The organism is Algoriphagus sp. SE2 (assembly GCF_039563885.1).
GTDB lineage: Bacteria > Bacteroidota > Bacteroidia > Cytophagales > Cyclobacteriaceae > Algoriphagus.
Genome location: NZ_JBCLWJ010000005.1, coordinates 191,910 through 214,696, shown reverse-complemented (window position 1 = coordinate 214,696; position 22,787 = coordinate 191,910). Strand labels below are relative to the sequence as shown.

The window sequence follows — 22,787 nt, the reverse complement described above, 5'->3', positions numbered from 1 at the left end:
TTAGTGTATGGAAGGAAATTCGGATGATCTTCTTGATCAGTGGCTAAATTTTAACGAAAACGAACAACAATCAGAGAATTTAGCAGAGGAGCAGATTCCTAAAGCTGGCTCATCAGACTATTATCCATTATCTGTAGCTCAACAGCGTCTTTGGTTTGTTTATCAAAAGAATCCGAAAAGTCCTGTTTATAATTATTCTGAGATCTGGAATTTTCAGGAACCCTCTTTTGATCAGGAAGTTTTTACAAAAGCTTTTGAAAACTTAGTTGCAAAGCACCAGGTTTTAAAAAGTAACTATGTTGTTTTCCAAGAAGAACCTGTGATGGTTTTTCAACGAGAAACAAGTTTTGAGCTACATGTAGCAGAAGGAAAAAGAAGCGAATCTGATGCTAGAAACTGGCTTAAAAAACTAGCAAGCAAGCCTTTTAGACTTGAAACTGACCCTTTGATTCGGGTAGGGGTTTGTTATCTTGAAAATAACCAATATGCTATAGGTGTTACCTTTCATCATATAATAATTGATGCCTGGTCTATGGGCATTTTAAGGCAAGATTTCGCTGATTTTTATGCAAGGATTTCCAAGGATAAGCAAAACCCAGACTTCGCTAGAAATAAATCAGATTTACAATATCAAGATTTTACAACTTGGCAGAAAGGACTTTCCAAAGATGATCCCGAATCCAATACAAATGAAGCGCTTTCAGACTCATTTTTAGATCTTCCGCTTGATTATCCAAGACCAGCTAGTCCAAGCTATCAAGGAAGTTTAATTCGCTTTTCCTTGCCTAAAAATTTAACTGAAAAAGTAGGGAAGCTCTTAAAAGAGTTCCAAACCACAGATTTCAACCTTTTTCTTGCTTGCTTCCAGATTTTGCTAGGGAAATATGCAAAAAGCGATTCGGTAACAGTTGGAATACCTGTTCTAAATAGAGATAAGGAAGAGTTTAAATCTATGGTTGGGTATTTTGTAGATACCCAGGTCATTGAGGCCAGAGTAAATGATCAAAAACCGTTTTCTGAGCTTATTAAAGAAATCAAAAATGATGTTTTAAAGGCAATTTCTTCCCAAAAGCCTAGCTATGAGGAGTTGGTCAGTAAGTCCCAAAAAATAAAGGATCAAAGCTATAACCCTCTGTTTCAAGCCATGTTTGTGGGACATTCCTCTGGAGAAAACCCATTTAAAAACCATGGTCTTCCAGTAGATTTTGAAGTATTGGATTTAGATGTCTCTAAATTTGATTTGACGTTACATCATTTTGGTTTAGTACAGGGAGCATATCAAATCGGAGTTGAGATTAGCCAAGATTTATTCAGTCCAGTTTTTGCAGAGCGCTTGAGTCAGCATTTTGCGACACTTCTTGATAGGATTTGTGAGAACCCAAACAGATCGATTGAGTCTTACTCCATTATTTCTGCAGAAGAGAATCAATTTCTTACTTCAGGCCTAAGTCATGAGTTCCATCCGGAAAGTGAAGGAACTGTTCTAACTGATATACTTGAAAACTTAACAAGAAATAAGGACCAGATTGCTGTGGTTTGTGGATCTGAGCGACTGAGTTATGGAGAACTGGATAAAAAAAGTAGAGTAATTGCAAATGAGTTAAGAGAGAAATCTGCTGATCCCAATCAACCCATAGGGATCTTTATGGAAAGATCAGTGGATTTTCTGGTTTCTATTGTGGCAATCTTGAGATATGGAGGGGCCTATTTGCCTTTAGACCCAGACTATCCGGATCAACGAATTAATCAATACCTAAAAGAATCCGGTGCAAATTTTGTCCTGACGCATCGTAATTTGATTGATTCAAAAAGCCAACTAATTGATTCTTCAAATGTCATAAAAATAGATTTACTTGATTACAATCAAGTTATTGATAATGAATTAGATAAAAATTCTATTGTTGGTGAAAATGTGTACCTTATTTTCACCTCGGGTAGCAGTAATAAACCCAAAGGAGTCTTGGTTAGCCATTCTAATTTGTATTCTTCCGTAGAAGCTAGAAAAACTTATTATAAAGAGAATCCAACTTCATTCTTATTGGTATCCTCATTTTCTTTTGACAGCTCAATTGCCGGAATCTTTTGGTCTTTGTGCACGGGTGGAAAACTCGTCATCACTCAACAAAATGAGACCCTAGACACGGCTGCACTTTCAGCAATTATGAGTAGGGAAGAAGTCAGTCACACCCTCATGCTGCCTTCTCTTTATGGGGCCTTGTTGCAAGGAAATGATAAAGTTTGGGAATCTCTGAAAGGAGTGATTTTGGCCGGAGAGGAGTTTCCAAATGAGTTAATTATAACACATTTTGAAAGGCATCCCAATGCCCGCCTTTTCAATGAATATGGTCCTACCGAGGGAACCGTTTGGTGTACTGTTCAGGAATTAAAAGCAGGAGATTCTTTTCATAGAGTTCCCATAGGATTGGCTACATCAAACACCTTAGCATATGTTCTCGATACGAATCAGAAATTAAGTCCTATTGGTATTCCCGGTGAACTTTGTATTGCTGGAGCTGGGGTAACAAAAGGCTATTTATCAAAAACTGAGACATCTCTAAAATTCTTAAAAAACCCATTTTCTGAGCAATGGGATACGATTTATAGGACCGGTGACCTTGTTAGAATCCAGAAAGATGGATTATTGGAATATCTTGGAAGAGAAGATAATCAAGTTAAAATTAGAGGGCATCGGGTTGAATTGACTGAGATTCAAGATTTAGCTCAGCGTTATCCTGAAGTTCATTCAGCGTTTGCAATGATTATTGGAGAATCTGATGCCCAAATATTCTTAGCTATTAAATCCCCGGCAGAATTAAAAGAGGAGGAGTTGAGGCAATTTTTCCGTCAAAATTTACCTCGATATATGGTTCCTGATATAATCCTGACCCTAAAGGAATTTCCATTACTGCCAAATGGAAAAGTGGATTTAAATACTTTAAAAGGCATTGCTCTTGCCAAGCCGCAGGCTTCAAATGTTGCTTTAAAAGTTCCTTCTACCTATTTGGAACGTCAGGTTGCAGGGATCTGGGCTGATGTGATGGGAGTAGAGGAAGTACCAGTCAACAAGGATTTCAACGAATTGGGTGGAAATTCTTTACAAAGTATCCGGATAATTGCAAGATGTAGAGACATTGGAATTAAAGTTACACCTGCTCAATTTTTACGGTATTCCACGGTAGAATCTCTGGTCAAGTCAATTCATCATGAAGAATATGCCAGACCTGAAAACACTTTAGAGCTAGAAGTTTTAAAAGTTTGGGAGAAATACCTCAATCAAAAATTAATCGGGGTTAGAGATAGTTTTCAAAAAAATGGAGGATCTGATTTTGAATGGCTTCAGGTGGAGAAGGAGCTAAACGCTGATTATGTTTTCAAAGAACCGATTAATATCGAGGATAATATTCAAGAGATTGCAGGTAAAATTTTAAATAATAAGAATTTAGTTGAATTGAGGTCAAAATCCTTGAAGAGGATCATTCCAATAAAAACAACCGGTCAGAAATTGCCTCTATTCTGTATTCATAGTGAGTTTTATTACGAAACAGTTTATAGTCAATTGACCAGGCACATGCCAGCAGAATACCCGATTTACAGTGTTTTATCGGTAAGTCCCGAATTGATTAAGGATTCTGTCCCAAAGGATATTGTCGAGATCGCGAGTTTATGTTTGAAAGACATCAAATTGATCCAAAGCAAAGGTCCATACCGCATTTTATCCTATTCAATAGGAAATGTTATAGCTTTTGAGATTGCAAAGCAATTACTAGAGGTAGGGGAGCAGGTAAATCTGATTATGATCGATCCGCCTTTGTTTTTTGATAAATCGAGAACATTTGGAAAGGGAGGATATAAAAAGCTATTTACCTATTTGGAATACTGGAATAAACCGGGAGAATTGCTGGAGAAGGTTCGAAAAAAGGTAAAGAAAGAACAGAATCAGCCCGCATTAATAAAGGATACAGGTTTATTGAAAAAGTATATTCTTAATTATAAGCCCGAAAAGATCGCATGCGATACCTTACTTATTACTACACCAAGGGAATTTAAACACACCTATGAATGGGATCCATTATTAAATATTGTAGATCGGGAAGAAATCCTGGGTCCACATTTGAAATTAATGCGAGAACCATATACTGGGCAACTCAATGAGGCAATTGTAAGAAACCTTAAAAAATGGGATCTTGAAAAGGAATAAAAGATCTTTTCATGAAAGTTGATTTATGGCTTGCCAAATTGGATGAATTACCTGAAGAAAGTGGGAAAGACCTCTCATCAGAAGAATTAGATCGTGCCGATCGGTTTCTTCGCCCTCATATAAAGACTCGTTTTATTAAACGAAGAAGCATTTTAAGAAAGCTATTTTCAGAATACCTTTCCATAAAACCCAAAGAGATAGTTATAAATCAATCAAAACTTGGAAAGCCATATGTAGCAAATCCTGGAGCTGAAATCTATTTTAATATTTCACATTCAAGAGATTATGTGATTTATGGATTTTCTCCGGAAGCTGAACTTGGAGTCGATATAGAATATTTAGATCCTGAGATTGAAGCAGAGCTAATTTCAACTCATTTTTTTTCTTCAGAGGAAATCTCCTTGATTAAAAATTCAAAAGGAAATAGGAGATCCGAAGCATTTTTTAGACTCTGGTGTATTAAGGAAGCCTACATCAAATTAGTTGGAAAAGGATTAACATTTCCATTGGATCAGGTTTTAGTGAAAGACACGATGAACCAACCAAGATTAGAGATTCCTTCAACAAGCCCTGAACACCAACAAGAAGTTTTGACTAGTATTTATTCTGATTGGGTGAAGGATTTTGGAATAGGGGTAGTAGTAGAGGGAAATAAGTTGGAAGTAGAATATAAGGTATATGGCTCGTAGGATAGATATCTCCCGAATCTATTTAACATAATATAAATTATATAACATTCATAGTGAATTCCAGTAATGCGGCAGCATTTAACATATAATCAGTTCTAGCATCTTCAGTGCTATAACGGCCGATTATATGTTAATGGAATTCACGCTTCCTCACAGTTCCTTATGTTTTATAATGATATTATGTCTGCGCTCCGTAAACTGCGCTTGCCCTCGCTACCGATAGCTATCGGTACTCGGGTAAATACATTACACAAACTGCCCCACCTATGTGGCTAAGGTTCTAATGAAGATCCCATGAAGGTTATATAATTAGTTTTATTTTAAATAGCCGCTTCGGCCAGCTCGCTCCCGATAGCCATCGGGACCAACGCTACCCAGCCCTGTTCCGAACTCGGCTATTTATTCTACCCACCGCGCTTTGGCTGTACCAGCCATTAGCCAACTCTACACAAGAGTTTCCCTCATACTTGATCATTGGATTGACCAGCCTGTCAAATCGAGCTTGCGAGATTCACGAGGGCCTGTGCGGCATGCCTTGAGCGTATGAGTAAAACACATGTGACCCTGCGCTTTGTTTAGCTGTGTCCTTAGCTGAGGCTCTCTAACGTAACGTCATTGCGAGCGTAGCGCGGCAATCTCCTGATAGCTATGCAGAGGCTATGTACGACTCGAATGATCTGTTGTTGTTCAGTAGCTTCTGTGAACGCTCAAGCCGCTAGGCTCATACTTTTTTCATTGATAAAAAAGTATGCAAAAAATCTAGAGAGAATAAATCGGCCAGCCCGCATGGCAGACGCATCCCCGCTATTCTCTCGGGCCACCCGCCTTCAAAATCAAACTCCTCTTCTACCTAAATATTTAGGTTTATAGTCCTCCCTAATTCAGAATAAAGTTTGAACTACATGATTTCTGTAAATACCACCTACAGGTACTCTAATTTCACCTAGATTAAGTTCATTCCCTTCCAAACTATTAACGTGTTTTATCGATACTATATAGGATTTATGTACACGCATAAATTGATTTCTAGGAAGTTTCTCCTCAAGGCTCTTTAACGAACCTAGAGACATGATTTTATCCTTTTTTGTATGATAAACCACATATTCTTTTTGGCTTTCAACATATATAAGATCCTTAATATCAATGCGAAAGACTTTATGATCTGCCTTAACAGTAAGTATTTCTGATGATTGGAAATCACCCTTTGGACGCTCTTGAGTGGAATTTGATTGGTTCTTTAGACTAACTAGTTCAGTAGCTTTATTTACGGCTTGCACAAAGCGTGTAAAATTGAATGGCTTAAGTAAGTAATCGATTACAGAAAACTCATATCCTTTGAGCGCATATTTGTCATAAGCAGTTGTGAAAATGATGGCAGGTGATTCAGGAAGTGATTGCAAAAATTCAATACCTGTCATTTCAGGCATTTGAATATCGAGAAAAATGATATCAATTGATTCGTCCTTTAGGCTACCCAGTGCTTGTAGCGGATTACTAAACTTCCCTTTAAGCTTCAAATGCTTAACGCGATTCACATAGTTTTCAAGCAAGTCTCTTGCTAATTCTTCGTCATCAATAATCAAACAAGAATAAGTACTCATTAGAATTGCAGGTTTAATTGAACTTTGAATGCATCAGCGGAATCTTCAATCTTCAAATTATGGCTTTCAGGGTATAATAACAGAAGCCTTTGTCTGATATTATTGAGGCCAATACCTCCTACTTGGTCCTTCTGATAGACATTTTTCGGATTACTATTTTCTATCTCAAAATGCAATTCCTTGTCTGACGTGCTCAGTTCCAAATGAATATATCCTTTTTGCACATCTTCAATCTTACTGTGTTTAAAGGCATTCTCAACAAATGGAATAAACAGTAAAGGAGCTATTTCAATCTGTTTTCCACTTAGCTGCTTATTGAATTTAATGTCCATGCCTCTACTGTCTTTGAGCTGTGCCAAATTCAGATAATTCTCCACATAATTGATTTCACGTTCTAGTGGCACCAATTCCTCATTGGACTCATACAGCATATAACGCAGCAATTCTGATAGCTTTAAAAGATGTTCTGATGCAAGGTCCGATTGTATAATCGTTAAGGCATAAATATTATGAAGTGAATTGAAGAGAAAATGTGGATTGATCTGTGTTTTCAAAAATTTGAGTTCTGCTTGGAGCTTAGATTTTTCAAGCATAACTGACTCTCTTTCCTTTTCTCTGGCAAAGGCTCCAATGGCTACAATTGAGCTCCCTAACAGACTGATAAACAAAGGCGGTAGATTTCTGATCAGCCATCTGAATTGTGAATCTGTTGCTGAATCACCATAATTCTCAATCTGCTCCCTTTTTTGCACTTGTTTTTTCCATGATAAAGCATCAGAATGTATACTCCAAACAATCATAAAAAGTAAGGCAATGGCTGATATATAGTAAGCCCCTCTCCTTTTTTGAAAGTATAGTCTAGGCAAGAGGATTTTTAGATTGATCAGTACGACCACTGACGAACCTAGAACGATTAGAATGGCCTTGGTCCAAAAGCGACTGTCAAATCCTGCTCCAGAATTTAAAATGATGAGTATCAACAACCAACCAAATCCCCAGATCAGAATTTGTTGAATGATGATCGGCCAAGAGCTCTTATGCATACTTAATGATTAAACTATTTTTCAAGAAACCCAAATTAATTCAATGAACCCAGGGATTTTCTCAATGAGTTAAAAGCATTATCCATCAAACTGGCTATTCCATCTTGTTTGGAAGAAATATTTTCGTTGAGGATTTCGCCTCGTTGGTTGAATATTTTTTTTAGCCTTATCTATTGTTGACACATTTGTTCATGATGAGAGCAAAGATTTTCCTATTACAGGGTTTTTTAGTGACAATCGGATTATTCGCTTGTATCGGTCAAAACGATTTTGATAGGGAAGACAATTTCGAATTAATAGTCTTTGATCAAACTATACAATTTGAACAGAAACTTTCTGCCTATGACCTCTTTCAGGGTAGTGTTTCTGACTTAATTCCAAACAATAACTTTCACTTAGTCGAATTGAGTTCTCCTTTATTTACAGATTATGCCCACAAGCAAAGGTTGATCAGGTTGCCAAATAGAGAAAAGATCGAGAAGGGCGCTCTAGATCGACTCGAGTTTCCCAATGGCACAATACTCGCAAAGACCTTCTTTTATTATCATGATGAAAGAGACACAAGTTTAGGTAAAAGAGTAATTGAGACAAGATTGTTGATCAAAGAAGCATCAAAGTGGAATGCTGCTACTTACGTTTGGAACAATGAACAAACTGACGCCTCCCTAACAATACGGGGTGCTGAAACTGAGGTTTCTTGGATAAACACTAATGGCAGAAGTTTATCAACGCTCTATAAAGTTCCCACACAGAATGATTGTGGAACTTGTCATCAGTCAAATACTCAAATAACTCCTCTTGGACCTAGTCTAATGAATTTAAATCGAACTGTATCTAGAAAAGGTGCTGATATCAATCAATTGAAACATCTTCAAAATGTTGGTCTGCTTAACGAATTTGCTCTTCAGGACATTCCATCAATTGTAAACTATAAAGACATAAATATTCCTTTAGATCAACGAGGAAGAGCTTATTTAGCAATGAACTGTGCTCATTGCCATAACCCTGATGGGTGGAATAGGTCGAGTGAAAGAAGGTTTGATTTTAGTTTTGAAACTCCATTAAGTCAAACTGGCATTTTAGATAAAAAGGAAAAAATCTCTAGAACAATGGCTAACGGACGGATGCCATTTAACGGCACTACTATGCTTGATGAAGAAGGACTTGAGTTAATTCAAGAATATTTACGTGGACTTTAAGTGCTGGTTAAATGCCACACACATGCGCCAGCAAAGCGTGTCACATAAGTGTGCCATTGCCTTCCCTCCTGCTTGGCTAATTGGCCAGCCGCTGCTTAGAATAAAATACCTCTGCCAAACCCCAAGCTGCTTAACATAAAACTGTAAACATTATATAACTAATATCAAAATATTCGATCAACTTGCTGATTATCATAAAATCAGTTTAAATACGAATTACGATAACGATTTGATCTTTCGTTTAAAATCGGTTAAAAATGTAACGCTCTATTTTTCTTTATCCGGGTATTAGTCCAGTTGGTTTTCATTTAAGCGATTCTCATGGCTTAGAATTCTATTTGTTCATTAGTCAGCTTGAGTTCTTTCATTATATTATCTTGCGAAAATTTTCAAAACAAGATCTTTTATCATGAGGCGAAAAATTCCGGAATCAACGCTACCAAAACTCAATCGCTCACAATTAATTACTTCCGAAGGCTTACAAAAGTTAAAGGAAGAACATGATCATTTGTGGCGAGTTGAACGACCAGATGTTACCGCTAAGGTGGCATGGGCAGCAAGTTTGGGAGATCGTTCAGAAAATGCCGATTACCATTACAACAAAAAACGTTTACGGGAAATTGATAATCGCCTTCGTTATTTGCGAAAGTGTATTGATGATTTTAAAGTGATTGACTACCATCCCAACCAAGAAGGAAAAGTGAATTTTGGTGCTTGGGTAGAAATTAAAAACGAAAAGAAAGGTCTTAAAAATCGCCTTCGTATTGTTGGTTACGAAGAGTTAATAGGTAATAAAAATTATATCTCTATGGACTCCCCCATGGCTAAATCACTTCTTGGGAAAGCTGTTGGAGATGAGGTGATCGTTCAAACCAAACTGGGTGATTTTATATGGAAAATTCTTAAAATAGAGTACCAAAAGTAGTTAGGCCAAAATAGATCTCAGGTACATACCTTGAGCAGTTGTTGCTTAATAATCAATTGGTTAGCTTAAATAAAAATCAATTGACTATGAATACGCTGATCTTCACTGAACCTGCTGATGACATCATTGACTTTTACCCAAGATTTAAAGAGGTATATGAGTCCAGATTGTTATCAATCGGTAAACGCATTACTTACGACTTGCAATTCAATAGTGCTTTTGGAACAAGGATGTTAGGAACAGCTATCACCTTAATTACCTCCTCAAATCGAATTGTCAAACGTATCATTGAATTTGCTGAGCATCTTGCAACACATGAGGAAGAGTTCATCCGCTTTAATGTCATCTTTATGTATCATCAATCTGGACAACAATCTATCCGCATATTTACGCGAGCGATGAAACTCCTTGATCATCATAGTAAATGGCGTAGCATGCCTAGAAGAACCGGAAAAATGGTATTAGTTGACCGGGTAGTTTTGATGTCTTGTGAAAGTGCAATAAACTTCGTAGATGATCCTCCAAAACAAGCACTTCAACGATATCACGTAGAAGCCCGTGAACTTCGGACTTCAGCAGCCAAAGCCTTTCACTTTGATTATGAGCATTTCTCCAATAATCATCCTCATACCTGGTCTTTCTCCACGGGTGATCCTATTAGAGGAGGAATAATAATGAATCCATTTGAAGTTACATTCAAAGATCTGGCATATCAACTTTCTCCTGAAGGAGTGATTGAAAAAATCCCAGATAGACCTGCTGAAGAATATGCGCCTGGTACTCCTATAGAGGGAACCATTCATATTTATGACTATCAAGATAATCGGTTAAATCCAATAACCGTTCCAGTAGGCGCCTTTCGAAATTTGATTGAACCATAGAATCTATAAAGCTAATTATGCCTCATTTGCTAATCATAACTAGAAGGAATTGTTAAGCATTAGGTAATTTATAAAATCACAACAATCACCACCCATTTGAGAATCTCCAAAGGCAGGTACTTTAAGAGTAATGCTAATAAGTTGGATTCATTAATAGCCATTGTTTAATTCCAATCATTTGGTCTACGCTATATTTTTTTGCCAATCTTAAATCAAATCGACTTTGGTTTTCCCCCAATTCAGGTGATTCTTCCTTGAGTTCATCTTATTACCCTGTTTACAAAGTGGATTAAACATCAAATTTGAATTCATCTAAATCTATATGCTGAAAAACATAATACGATGGAAACAACTAATAAAACATTCAAAATAACGCTAATAAGCGCCTTATTATTAATTTTTGTTGGGTTCCCTATACCTGGTTTGGTGGGAACAAAACTAGTGGAAGCAGGGATGCTTAAATCACATTGGCAAAGTGTGGTTCAAGGAATTATTTTTTGTTCATTGATCATTCCAACCATATTTATTATTCGGAAACGTATCCCCAATGCATTCTCAATAAATTTGGGTATCGGTGATTTGAAAAAAGTAATTCCTCAGTTTATGAAGGGAGCTGCAATTGTTTTTGTCCCATTTGTACTAACCATGACACTTAGTCTTCTGATGGGTTGGTCAGACTTTATTATTAATTTTAATACTAATGTAATTCTAGGTTTATTAATAGGTTTTCTTGCTGTCATAATTTATGAAGCTCTACCTGAAGAATTATTATTTAGAGGGTACCTTTTAGGTATTTTGCACTCGAAAATGAGTAAATGGGCGGCCATAATCACAAACATTGCGCTATTCGTTATCTCTCCATTAGTAATCGTAACAATTCAATCTGACCTACTGGGAATGAATATTAACATTGGTGGAGCAGACTCGATTACTTTAGGGTATATGATTAACATGTTACTATTTGCTTGTTTCACTATCTTTTTGAGACAAATATCTGGCTCTATATGGATGGGTGTCGGTTTTCATTGCTTTTTTGTTTATCAAAATTATTTTATTGGCACTACCGAACATAGTCTATTTCAATTAACAAGTAATGCAGGAGGTTCAGCCGTTCAAATTACTGCCATAGTTAGTTTTTTAATAACCTTCATAATTATCATCTTAAGTAGTTATCTCGATAGAAGGAAGACACAAGGTTTTGTTCAAGCTTCCATATAAAATACAATCATGATAGCATCAAAAAGAACGTATCTGCTAGAAATCATAGCTATAGCTTCTGTATTCATTGTCAATGAGCTTTTTTTCTCTACAATCAAATACTCTAGTCAGATGGCTGAGGTGATCTCCCTAATACTCATAACCTATTTTTTCAGCAAAAGAGGCTCAAGCTGGAAAGATGCTGGTTTTCAAAAACCAAAAAGCTGGTGGAAAGCTGTAGTGTATTTTATCTTATGTGTAGCCACTATTGGCCTTACTTTTAATTTTATAATTCAACCATTATTTCCAACTGGTGCCAATGGTATTAGCCATGAAGAACCCTTATCGTTAGCACAAATGATAATAGAGTTGTTATTAGTTGGAATCGGTACTGCGGCGATAGGTGAAGAAATGTTGTTTAGGGGTTTCTTGTTAAATAATATTAATAAACTGTTAGGTAAAAATTTGATGAGTACCCTACTTGCTATTCTTATACAAGCGATTTGCTTTGCAGTGTTGCATTCAGGACTTCAAGGCATGGTTTCAGCAGGAGTTATAGGCATCATTCTAGGAATATTCTATGTTTTATCAGGAAGAAACCTCTGGGTAGTAATGGCTGCTCATGCCGTTCCTGATGTTTTGTCTTTTATTTCTAGCTATCAGAATCAATAAAAAAAAGTATCTTTTAGATAAAATAGTGAATAATGCTGATGAATGGAAAATATAAAAACTTATAGGTTTTCTAGCTTTTGGTGGTTAATTCCTTTGATTATTTTCGATTTTTTCTACTACTATTTTGTAGAGCATTTAGTAGAAAGAAACTCTAATAATTTTGCTATTGAAATTCACGGTGAAGCACTGTTTTTCCTTTTTATTATTAGTTTGATATCTATCGGATGTGTGCGTTTAAGTCAGAGAATCCTTGATAAATTCAATTCTCAAAAGCTTGGCATAAAATACTTGCTTAGCATATTCTTAAGCTTCTTCATTTACATTGTCATTATTTTAGGATCTCAGTATTTATTGGAACAAAATAATAACAATAATAGTCCAATAGCTTTCTTATTTAACCAATCGCTTATTTTCCTTTTCCTTCATTTGATTGTGGGCAATGCAGCCATTGCCGTATCCTACTTTAAAACATCAAAACAATTGACTGAAAACTTACTTCGATTAGAGAAGGTGAAAATCGAAAAAGATTTAAAGATTTTGCAGCAACAGATGAGCCCTCATTTTCTATTTAACAACTTAAATACCTTGATTTCTCTGATCCCTGTTGACACCCAGAAAGCAATTGAGTTTACGAGTCATTTATCAGCCATTTTTAGACATGCCACAGATCATGCAAACAAAGATTTGATCAGCTTGAAAGAAGAACTGAGTTTTTTAAAAAATTACATGCATCTCCTGACTTTCCGTTTTGGAGACTCTTACGTTCTAAAAGAAGTAAAAATAGCTTCAAAGTACTATTCATTTTTATGCATCCCCCTGTCATTACAAGTTGTGATAGAAAACGTGATCAAGCATAATGTTGGTAGCAAAACCAATCCTTTGGTGATCATGATAGAAGAAAAAAAGGGCTATTTAACTGTCAAAAATGAAATAAGACCAAAATTAGATAAGGATGTGCATCGAATAGGTGTTGGTTTAAATAACCTCAATCAGCAATATGAATTAGTCTCTGGTCAGTCAATTATCGTCACAGAGGAACAACAACTGTTTATTGTTAAAATTCCATTAATTAAAGAAGTTCATGATGAAGATATTGATAATTGAAGACGAAATACCTGCTTCTGAACTACTTATAGCTTCTCTAAAAGCTCATGATGCCAGTATCGAAATTCTTGGAATTCTTGATAGTAATCAAGCCATTGTTAGCTGGTTTAAAAAGTCAAATATACTACCTGATTTAATATTCTCTGACATTGAACTTTTAGATGGAGTAGTTTTCAATTCTTTGATTCAGCTTAATATACAAGTTCCTATTATTTTCACCACAGCTTATCAAGATTTTACAATGGAAGCATTTGAAACAAGCGGTATTGCATACTTGCTAAAACCAATTGCTCCACAAGCATTGCAAAAAGCATTATTAAAGTATGAGCAGCTTACAAAAACGAACATAGCAAGTTTAAAAACGCTTTTAGATCAATTGAATATTGGCAGCCATAATACATTTAAGTCAAGGTTTTCAGTAAAAATTGGTCAAGGCATTTATCTGCTAAATACAGTGGATATTACATGCATGCGCATGAAAAATGGTGTATTGCATGCTTACAAAAGGAATGGAAAATCTTTCATTTTGTCATCAACGCTCAATGACACTTATGATCAGATCGATCCAAGAAATTTTTTCCTTTTGAACAGAAGTGATTTAGTACAAATCGATTTTATAGAAAAAGTTGAACCTTATTTTAATGATCGGCTAGCAGTTTTTGTGTCTGGTCAAAAGGACGCATTAATTACTAGCGCGGCTAAAACTTCTGAATTCAGAAAGTGGCTAGAAAAAGCATGATTTTATAAGTAAATTTTTAGTATTCGATATTTATTTTTGGATCTAAACAGAGGTAAACCCAAGGCTAAAATAACCGTGTCTCCCCCAAGCTGGCTCCAATCCCGATTGCGGGCAATCATAAAACCCTTGGTGGTTAAAAAGGCAATTCCCAAGGTCAATCAAAGATTCCGTTCCAAAAATTTGGAAACTAATCTCTGCCCAACAATGCCTTCTATTGCTACTAAGACATCTATGAGTGGATCTAGTTCTATGATCGTAATTGAAATTAAAGCTTTAAATAAAAAAAATCTGCGTGTGGAAAATCATTTACCCTCTCCCAATATTTAATGCTATCTACTTTTAAAAAATTCTACTTAACATAATGTTTATCTAATGCTTCTTGCAGAATCGGGTTGCTCTTAGTACCTCAAGGCTTTGAAAGTAATTAGATCAAATTCATCATTATTCTAAACTTGTCCTTTTCATAATCGTGGAAACTATCTTCGGAATTCTTACCGCAAAGATTTGTTTATTATTTTAGTTCTGATTTAGTCCTCACCTATCCCTCATATGTTTCTTTCGTTTTTTCAGATTTTATTGGCTGCACAATTTGGTATTAATCTATTTGTCATTTTTTTGTTAATCCGGCAGCAGAAGACTATGTATGTCACGATACGATGGGCAATTATTATCATGTTGTTATGGTGTCTTCGATATGTTTTCTTGTATATCAAGTTGGAAGACTGGACCTTGGATTACCCTTTCTTACTCATCATTGATCAGTACCTGTTTTTTTTGGATGGTTTATTATTATGGATGTACACAAGGAGTTTTTTGCAAAAAAAAATGCGTCTGACCTCCTATCTTCAATTTCTCCCATTTGTAGTTTTCCTTTCTTTGGCATTATTCTATTCGCTTCAAAATCCACAAGAAATCCGTGAAAATTTTACCAATACGATCTCATCGTTACTTCAGGGTGCGAGGATCATTCGACCTCAGATAATTGGGTTTTTCCTAGTAATATGGGGGCTATCCATTATTTACTTTATTAAAAGTCAGAAAGAAGTGACACGGTATAGTGCTTCTATCAAAGATACCTTCTCCAATATTGACCGAATTCAACTGGATTGGGTGCTTTCTTATCAAAAACTTTGGTTGGTTTTATTTCTGATACCGATGATATTTTACAGTATCAATTATATCTACCCTGCCTTGAGTGTATTTATTTCCAGCGGTGCTCTCGTTCTTTCAATGATGGTATTATCATTATACTTCAATGTCCATGTACTTTCTCAGGATCATATTCAAGTCAATCTTCCAAGGAAATTAATTGGGCCGAAAAATAAACAGGATATTTCGCCAAAAGAGCAGCAACAACTGGATCATTTGTATGAACAGCTTAAGGATCAAAAATATTATCAGAATGAGCAACTAAGCCTTAATGAATTAGCAGCTTATATGGAGTTGAAGCCTACGGAACTTACTGAGCTCATTAAAAAAAGTAAGTATGAAAACTTTTATGATCTCATCAATTCTTTTAGAGTGGAAGAAGTAAAAGATGCTTTAAAAACTTCTAGCGAACAGATCATTGTAATCGCTTATCAATGTGGCTTCAATAGTAAATCTGCTTTTAACAAGATTTTCAAGGATAAAACAGGTCAAACACCGAAAGAATTTAGAAATAATACGTCCATTTAAGATTAGTTGGACGTCTATCTGCTCTTTTTTAGGGTTTTTTGTCAAAATCAAATACAGATCAAGTGAAAAATATTTGGCAAAATATCCCTCCTTGGGGCAAGGCTTTACTTCTTATTCTCGTCTGGCTTTATCCTATTGTAGTTCTGGTTCGTACTATCTCACAGTACAATGTTCGTACTGAATCAACCTTTGGTTGGGGACTTTTTGTCATTGTAGTTGTATTATTTTTCTATTGGAAAGTAGCAAAAAAATGTAACCCTATTAAAGAGGATGATATACGGTTTACATTTATTATCCATGAGCCTTCCCGATACGAATGGTCTTCACTATTAGGGGTCGTCTTCACGATGTTGGGTGCGTTTTTATTAAGTGCCTTGATCTTTGATACAACAACGACAAATCAGCTAGCCTTTATCAACTCTTTCAAATCACTAACTCCCATGGTGGCAATTCCACTATTGGCTGGTCATGCATTAGCAGCCGGTGTGGTAGAGGAAATTACTTTTCGTGGAATTTTGCATAATGCAATGAGATCCTATACAGCTTGGGTGAGATATATGCTTGTCGCCGTCCTATTTACCTTCATGCATTTTCTTCCTATGCCACTTTTGATTCCATATATCCTTGTTTCATTATTGTTGAGTCATGTGGCAGAAAAGAATAAGTCAATTGGTGTAGTTCTGTACGCGCATTTCATAGTGGACCTTGTGATATTCTTGTGTCTCTATGAAGATGTAATTATCATCGGTCAACTCACTTCATTTCACCTGGTCTTAGGTTTAAGCTTCGTCCTCTCTGGTTTAGTCCTATGCTTTTATGGGTTATATGGTGTTCAGATTAAACCAAGCAAGTTATCTATTCATCCTTAGTAAAAACAGCAACTTCTATGAAACATATTTTTATTGACCCAAACACATCACTAGTGCGTGCAGGCTGGCGAATTTTACTATTCACCATAGTATTCATTTTGTTAAATCTCGGATTGTCCATTTTTGTACGCGCAATGCTAGGAAGCTTACGCGGAGGGAGTTTAATATCTTTTTTTATTCTCGGGGTTACTGCAACCATTTCAGCTTTTTTTACAAGAAAATACCTAGAAAAGGATTCAATTAGTACTTTAGGTATTTCTTTTAATATGTTAGCTATTAAGGACTTATTAATCGGTATTTGTATTAGTGCAGTGGTTATGTCAGGGATGTATGCTTTGCTATATTCATTGGGTTTGATACAGTTTGAAGGTTTTAGTTGGTGGTTAGAAAGTACGGAAAATAGTGGTTTCACTTCCGAATCATTAATAATCTTTTTTGGTGTTTTTATTCAATTTTCAATAGTTGCTTGGTGGGAAGAGCTTGCTTTTAGAGGTATTGTATTACAAAATATCTGCAAAGGGTTGAACCTTACTTGGGGTGTGGTATTATCAATATTGTTTTTTGGTTTAATACATGCAGGAAATCCCGGTTCTACCGTATTAAGCACAGTATTGATCATGTTAATCTCTACAAAACTGGTTTATGCCTATCTAAAAACCGAGCAATTATGGTTACCAATAGGATTGCACCTTGGTTGGAATTTTTTTCAGTCTTCTCTATTTGGCTTTTCATCCAGTGGGCACTCCTCACCTTCCCTTATTAAGCAGATGCCTTTGGGCCTTGATTGGCTAAGTGGTGGAGAATTCGGAGTTGAGAATAGTGTGCTAATCATCCCGTTTGTGCCAATAACCTGGATTTTAATCCATGTTTGGGTTAATCGATCCCGAAAAATTCCAGAACAAAAATGTTATCCTAAGAACCTTCAGCAATTTGTCCCTAGTATTCCTCCTATACATTAATTCTAAATTTTATTCCAATGAGTTTTTTTAGAAATAAAGACGATAATCGATTAAAATCTGGTTGGCGAATTTGTCTTTTCCTAATTCTCTTTTGGGTTTTTGCTGCGACCATTTTTGTAGTGAAGCCTTTACTTGGTGATTTGACAAAACGGGAATTTTTGCAGGGATATAGCTTATTGATTGTATCTATTTTAGCTATTGGGGCTACTATTAGTGTAAGAATAGCAAGAAAGTATTTTGATAAGAAGTCATGGATTTCATTGGGGTTGGTCGTTAGCAAAAAAACCTATCAGGATTTGTTGTTTGGTTTTGCTTTAAGTGGATTAATGGCAGGTATATTTTTTGTTCTGTTATTACTATTTGATTTAATAAGTTTTCAGGGGATAAATTTTTCAAATCAATTTTTTGGTAGTGGGTATTCCTATCTGGAATTTATGAAAGTCATGTCTTTGGGCACCTTACTACTTCTGCTTACTGAGCATATTCTCGTAGGATATTGGGAAGAACTTGTATTTAGGGGATATATATTACAAAATTTAATGGAGGGTTTAGGCCGTTACTTGGCCGTTCTGGTCTCTTGTCTGATCTATGGGTTGATTCATATGGCTAACCCCAATGCCGGAATTTTATCTTCAGCGATCATTGTTTTCTTCGGGTATCTGAGAATTTATGGTTACCTATCGACAAAAATGCTATGGCTTTCAATGGGCATGCATATAGGTTGGAATTTCTTCCAGGGACCGATATTCGGTTTTGCAGCAAGCGGGCATAGGCATGCTACATTATTGGAGATTTCAATTATTTCTGAGAAAACTTGGCTTACAGGTGGAGAATTCGGTCCAGAGGGAAGTGTTTTGATATTACCTATCCTTCTGTTTGCACTAATGATTATGAAGGCTTATTCTAAAAGGTAGATGTTGCCTTTTGAAGCAGTCTAGTGGAAATTCTTGTCAGTTTACGATTGAGCTGGTCACTCAAGAAATAATGAGAGAGATCTTTTCAACAAAAATAAATTAGCTCATGAAGTCAAATCATTCAGTTTTACTTTTGAGAAATTTTGGATGTTTTGATACTCATGAGCTAAATAGTTGGTAAGTTTATTTAGTGTTTCCTCTTGAACTTAATGTGTGTGTAAAGCCAAGCTGAAGTGCAACGTTATAGCTGCTGGTTGTTTTGTCTGGAACCATCCAGGATATTTTTGGACGCAGCCAAATCAAATTCCGTTTTCCGGTATTTTTTTCAAGGTCATATCCAATTCCCAAGGATATTGATGGCATAAAATAGACTGGATTAGCTCTTGACCCTTCAGACACATTACCTTCCTGATCGACCTCAAAAACTCCATCTGAATGAACGAAGGTTTGTAAAACTCCCACGCCAATACTTTCTTCTATGAAAATTCCAGATTTAAAATACTTTCTAGAGCCTACACTCACATCCAAAAATAGTGAAGAGGCAAAACGAGGTTGAACATAGAAACCTAGATCAGCACGGATAGGCATAGAGACTTTTTCAGAGAATACTTTTTCAAGTTCTCCATTGAAAACGACTCCTGGATATGTAACTGTCTGGCCATAATACCCCGCTCCTAAGTTGAAGTTGGTTTGAGCCATTGTTTCGAACAACATAAACATAAAAAGGCCTACAAAATATATTTTTTTCATGACTAGTTATTTTTATATGTTTCAACAAAACCGCTTACCTCCTGAAAGAATATTTCAGGTTGTTCATGTTGAGGTCCATGTGCACATTCAGCAATTTTCACAACTTCTTTTTCACTTGGGTCAGTACCCAAATTTTCGTAAACATAGTCCGCCAATACGGCCGGTACGACTCCATCATCTGCACCCCATAACATCAGAGAAGGAATTGTGATATTTTTCAGCTCTGGAGTATAATTCAGATCATCCCATAATTTCATGGTTTCAATGTCATAAAATGCGTCTGAGTAAAAAGACAGCGAGAACATGGACTTAAAAATTAAATCCATATAAGGAGTTGGGTTTTCAGCTTGAACAGCATCCCAATCATAGGCATCTCCTTTCAGTGCAGCAACGTACATGTAGGGTTCATATGCCGAGTAATTCCCTGGTGCTGGATTAGACTCGTAGTAATCAATAATGAATTGCCAATAAGCTAAATCTGACCCTGGTTTGGCCATCTCGGCAGGTACACGTTCTAAAATCCAATCTTTCATCATTTGGGATTCTAAATCACCATAAAGAGAGCCATCCAGATCAATCCATCCTTTAAAATTATTCGCATGACCATCTCTGCCTAAGTAACCAGCAGCTAACTGTCCACCCCAACTATGCCCTAACATAAACATCTTCTTATTAGGATATTTTTTCTGGATTAGTTGTACTATTTTCTCAGTGTCCTCAATGTATTGATCTGGGGTTTGGTACTTAGTATTCGATTTTCCTTGGGTCATTCCAGATAACCTTTGATCCCAATAAACCATCAAATAGTCATTTTCAAGCAATTTAAACCCTGTGGCAATATGCTGTTCCATTCCTGAGTCGCCTGGTCCTCCATGAACCGTAATAATAATAACATCAGAAGAGAAGTTGCCTTTTACCCAGACTGGCATTTTTGCTTCCTTATGTGAAAGATGAAAGAAGTCACCATCTGTTTGAAATTCTGTCTGCTGACAAGCACTCAGAAATAAAGTGACTAAGAAAATATATAAGTATGTCTTTCTAATTTTCATAATGACTTAGATTTAAATGTATGAGTAAATCCGATTTGTAAAGCCCAATAAGGGAGATTGAGCGGTCTGAATCCGAGGTCCCAATACACCTTAGGTCTAATCCATATTAAATCAATAGCTTCTTTTTCCTTTCCTATATTATAGCCTGCTCCCATTGTAACGGAGGGCATAAAGCCTACTACTGTTTTGCCACCATGTGGGATGTTATAGCCATAATCATCAAAGAACCACATGTCTGTTTTGAAATTTTTCGCAATCAGCCCAACCCCTATTGATTGCTCTAAGCTTAGTCCTGACTCGAAATATTTACGAAAGCCAGTATGAACATCAAAAGTTATTGCATTGAAATCTGAATTTGAATGAAATCCAAGATCAGATCTTATTGGAATAGAGTAGTCTAGAGCATGCATTTTTTCATATTCAAATTCCAGTACTATTCCTGGATTTGAAATATTCTCTCCAAAATATCCAATTCCTGCATTGACCCTTTTTTGGGCGACCGCAAACAATGAATAAAAGAGGAAGCAAATAAGTATCGTAACCCTTTTCATAATTATTTCGATAGTGATCAATTGGCATCAATCAGGTTCAATGATCCAGATACATTTTGTGTGATTGTAGGTTTTCCCTTGTAGGAAATTGTAGCAACCCCGTCAACATCAATGTCTAGTTTTGTGTCGCAGGATACCTCTATATCGCCTTCACCGGATATATCTAGGTTTGTAGACTGTGTTAACAGATTGAAATTATTTACTTCAGTTTGACCAGAACTGAATATGGATTGGGTTGTAGCTTTACCAGTTAGGGTTACTTTTGACTTTCCTGAGGTATAAATGAAAAGGTCACCCAAATCTAAGTCACCTTCTGACTCTATTCTATTATCACCCAAGGCTGCAATCTCTTTTATATCTGGAACTGTAATAGCTATCCAAACACCAAAATTGGTATTGAAACATCTGATGTTTTCTTCATATCCTATTTCCAGTTCTCGTCCGGCCACTTTATACTTAAGGGGTTGCATTAATTCAGGCTCTGCAAACACAGTTACCTTTTGAACAGGCCCTTGTTTTATTCTTAGATTAACTGGCCCTGAAATGGAAATTTTATCAAACTGGCTTACAGAAATATCATATTCATTTACGGTTCCTGAGCCAGTTAAACATAAGTCCTCATCTTCCATACAAGATTGTAGAAAAGCAGTACCGGCAAGTGCAAAAAGCAGCAGCATTTTTTGAATTAAAGTTTTCATGGTAGTTTTCATAGTTTTAGGTTCTATACTAAAGTTCGATAAAAAACCACCTAGGTTTGCTTTAATCAATGATTTTTCACTGAAGTCGATAAAAATTATGCTGAAGTCGATTCGGATTTAGCCGTTAATCCAGCTTCGGAAATTGGAAGCTCTTTTCTGGCTAACTTGTATGGTATCAAAAGCAGGAAAAATGACAACATTTACTTTTCCATTAGTTCCAGATGCAAAAGATTTGCAGGCTTCTCGGTTAAAAATAAATTGTCGGTTTGCCCGAAAAAAGTGACTGGAAGGCAAGGTTTTTTCGAAATGATCAAGATTCTCAGAGAGCAAAAATTCCTCACCATTAAATGTGATTAAGTAAACGATTCCTTGCTTAAGTTGAATAGCAGAAATATTTGATATCTGTACAGGTATTTTCTTCCCCCCTTTTCTTCCAATAATAAAGGGAGTTCGAGAAATATTCAAATCCTTCTCGGTGGGTATTCCCTTTTTAAAAAGATGAACAACTAAAAAAAATAAGTTGATAATAAGAATAAGTAATACCTGAGGAAAAAATTCATATTTAAAATAATTATGTTCGAACAGATCCTGATGCCAAATGAATTCCCATTGAATAAAGGTGATAAGAATGGTTAGTAATATCGGTACTATAATAGCAAATAAAAGTTGAAGGATAATTCTCTTAAAAGTGTCCTTTGTCCATTCATATTTCTTGTTTAGATATAGGTTTACTTGATCAATATATTCCAAAATAATATATACACTGATAAACGTTACCAGCATATCCAAATAGTGCATGGGATTCTTAAAGTGTTCTATCCAGCCGTCTTTCCCTATAAGAACAAGGATATTGGCTACAAATAGAGAAATAAGCGAATTTCGAATCCAACGATGGCTTGTGACTACTTTTTTTATTAAATCAGTCATTTCCTAACTAATTTAAAAAATATTTCGGTTACAATTAGAGTTTATTATGTCCTGCATAATAAGACCTTAATTTTTTTACTAAATGATTCTTCCTGCTTTTTCTTAAAAAATGGGCTATTCCTTCTTTCTTAAATAAAGGCGAACA

General features: G+C 35.9%; 20 protein-coding genes. 13 read left to right on the top strand and 7 right to left on the bottom strand.

Annotation, left to right across the window (positions count from 1 at the left end; translation table 11 throughout):
- Positions 1-7: 7 nt before the first annotated feature.
- Entirely contained in the window at positions 8-4,198 is a 4,191-nt protein-coding gene (locus AAGF08_RS08470; RefSeq protein ID WP_343510724.1) for an amino acid adenylation domain-containing protein, read from the top strand.
- An 11-nt stretch (positions 4,199-4,209) separates the two neighbouring features.
- A complete protein-coding gene (locus AAGF08_RS08465) occupies positions 4,210-4,887 on the top strand; it encodes a 4'-phosphopantetheinyl transferase superfamily protein (protein ID WP_343510723.1) in 678 nt (225 codons plus the stop codon).
- A gap of 881 nt (positions 4,888-5,768) precedes the next feature.
- Here AAGF08_RS08465 and AAGF08_RS08460 read toward each other — a convergent pair.
- Both AAGF08_RS08460 and AAGF08_RS08455 read right to left on the bottom strand, forming a co-directional pair.
- Entirely contained in the window at positions 5,769-6,488 is a 720-nt protein-coding gene (locus tag AAGF08_RS08460) for a LytTR family DNA-binding domain-containing protein (protein ID WP_343510722.1), read from the bottom strand.
- Positions 6,488-7,531, bottom strand: a complete 1,044-nt coding sequence (locus AAGF08_RS08455) for a histidine kinase (protein ID WP_343510721.1) — start codon at positions 7,529-7,531, stop codon at positions 6,488-6,490. Before AAGF08_RS08455 ends, AAGF08_RS08460 begins: the two co-directional genes overlap by 1 nt.
- Before the next feature lie 191 nt (positions 7,532-7,722).
- Here AAGF08_RS08455 and AAGF08_RS08450 point away from each other — a divergent pair, with 191 nt between their 5' ends.
- From AAGF08_RS08450 to AAGF08_RS08400, 11 genes are all read left to right on the top strand, one after another.
- Positions 7,723-8,730, top strand: a complete 1,008-nt coding sequence (locus AAGF08_RS08450) for a hypothetical protein (RefSeq protein ID WP_343510720.1) — start codon at positions 7,723-7,725, stop codon at positions 8,728-8,730.
- 409 nt (positions 8,731-9,139) lie between these two features.
- A complete protein-coding gene (gene greB / locus AAGF08_RS08445; RefSeq protein ID WP_343510719.1) occupies positions 9,140-9,655 on the top strand; it encodes a transcription elongation factor GreB in 516 nt (171 codons plus the stop codon).
- 86 nt (positions 9,656-9,741) lie between these two features.
- The gene (locus AAGF08_RS08440) at positions 9,742-10,536 is read left to right on the top strand and encodes a hypothetical protein (protein ID WP_343510718.1); all 795 of its coding nucleotides are present in this window, start codon (positions 9,742-9,744) and stop codon (positions 10,534-10,536) included.
- Positions 10,537-10,878: 342 nt separating this feature from the next.
- Complete coding sequence (locus tag AAGF08_RS08435) at positions 10,879-11,754, top strand: CPBP family intramembrane glutamic endopeptidase (RefSeq protein WP_343510717.1); 876 nt, start codon at positions 10,879-10,881, stop codon at positions 11,752-11,754.
- Between the two features lie 9 nt (positions 11,755-11,763).
- The gene (locus AAGF08_RS08430; protein ID WP_343510716.1) at positions 11,764-12,405 is read left to right on the top strand and encodes a type II CAAX endopeptidase family protein; all 642 of its coding nucleotides are present in this window, start codon (positions 11,764-11,766) and stop codon (positions 12,403-12,405) included.
- Positions 12,406-12,447: 42 nt separating this feature from the next.
- A complete protein-coding gene (locus AAGF08_RS08425; RefSeq protein WP_343510715.1) occupies positions 12,448-13,509 on the top strand; it encodes a histidine kinase in 1,062 nt (353 codons plus the stop codon).
- Positions 13,487-14,248, top strand: a complete 762-nt coding sequence (locus AAGF08_RS08420; protein WP_343510714.1) for a LytTR family DNA-binding domain-containing protein — start codon at positions 13,487-13,489, stop codon at positions 14,246-14,248. Before AAGF08_RS08425 ends, AAGF08_RS08420 begins: the two co-directional genes overlap by 23 nt.
- A gap of 549 nt (positions 14,249-14,797) precedes the next feature.
- Positions 14,798-15,925 carry a helix-turn-helix transcriptional regulator gene (locus AAGF08_RS08415; protein WP_343510713.1) on the top strand — a complete coding sequence of 376 codons (1,128 nt, stop codon included), beginning with the start codon at positions 14,798-14,800 and terminating at the stop codon, positions 15,923-15,925.
- A 62-nt stretch (positions 15,926-15,987) separates the two neighbouring features.
- Positions 15,988-16,794, top strand: a complete 807-nt coding sequence (locus AAGF08_RS08410; protein ID WP_343510712.1) for a CPBP family intramembrane glutamic endopeptidase — start codon at positions 15,988-15,990, stop codon at positions 16,792-16,794.
- A 17-nt stretch (positions 16,795-16,811) separates the two neighbouring features.
- Entirely contained in the window at positions 16,812-17,753 is a 942-nt protein-coding gene (locus AAGF08_RS08405) for a type II CAAX endopeptidase family protein (RefSeq protein WP_343510711.1), read from the top strand.
- Positions 17,754-17,770: 17 nt separating this feature from the next.
- Positions 17,771-18,667, top strand: a complete 897-nt coding sequence (locus AAGF08_RS08400) for a type II CAAX endopeptidase family protein (RefSeq protein ID WP_343510710.1) — start codon at positions 17,771-17,773, stop codon at positions 18,665-18,667.
- A gap of 183 nt (positions 18,668-18,850) precedes the next feature.
- On the opposite strand, the gene AAGF08_RS08395 is transcribed toward AAGF08_RS08400, so the two are convergent.
- The 5 genes from AAGF08_RS08395 to AAGF08_RS08375 form a co-directional block, all read right to left on the bottom strand.
- The gene (locus AAGF08_RS08395) at positions 18,851-19,417 is read right to left on the bottom strand and encodes a hypothetical protein (protein ID WP_343510709.1); all 567 of its coding nucleotides are present in this window, start codon (positions 19,415-19,417) and stop codon (positions 18,851-18,853) included.
- Positions 19,418-19,419: 2 nt separating this feature from the next.
- The gene (locus AAGF08_RS08390; protein WP_343510708.1) at positions 19,420-20,466 is read right to left on the bottom strand and encodes an alpha/beta hydrolase; all 1,047 of its coding nucleotides are present in this window, start codon (positions 20,464-20,466) and stop codon (positions 19,420-19,422) included.
- Positions 20,463-21,017: a hypothetical protein gene (locus AAGF08_RS08385; protein WP_343510707.1), complete on the bottom strand. Its 555-nt coding sequence runs from the start codon at positions 21,015-21,017 to the stop codon at positions 20,463-20,465. The genes AAGF08_RS08390 and AAGF08_RS08385 overlap by 4 nt, the downstream gene beginning before the upstream one ends.
- Positions 21,018-21,034: 17 nt before the next feature.
- Entirely contained in the window at positions 21,035-21,715 is a 681-nt protein-coding gene (locus AAGF08_RS08380) for a DUF2807 domain-containing protein (RefSeq protein WP_343510706.1), read from the bottom strand.
- 117 nt (positions 21,716-21,832) lie between these two features.
- Entirely contained in the window at positions 21,833-22,642 is an 810-nt protein-coding gene (locus AAGF08_RS08375; protein ID WP_343510705.1) for a LytTR family DNA-binding domain-containing protein, read from the bottom strand.
- Positions 22,643-22,787 lie beyond the last annotated feature (145 nt).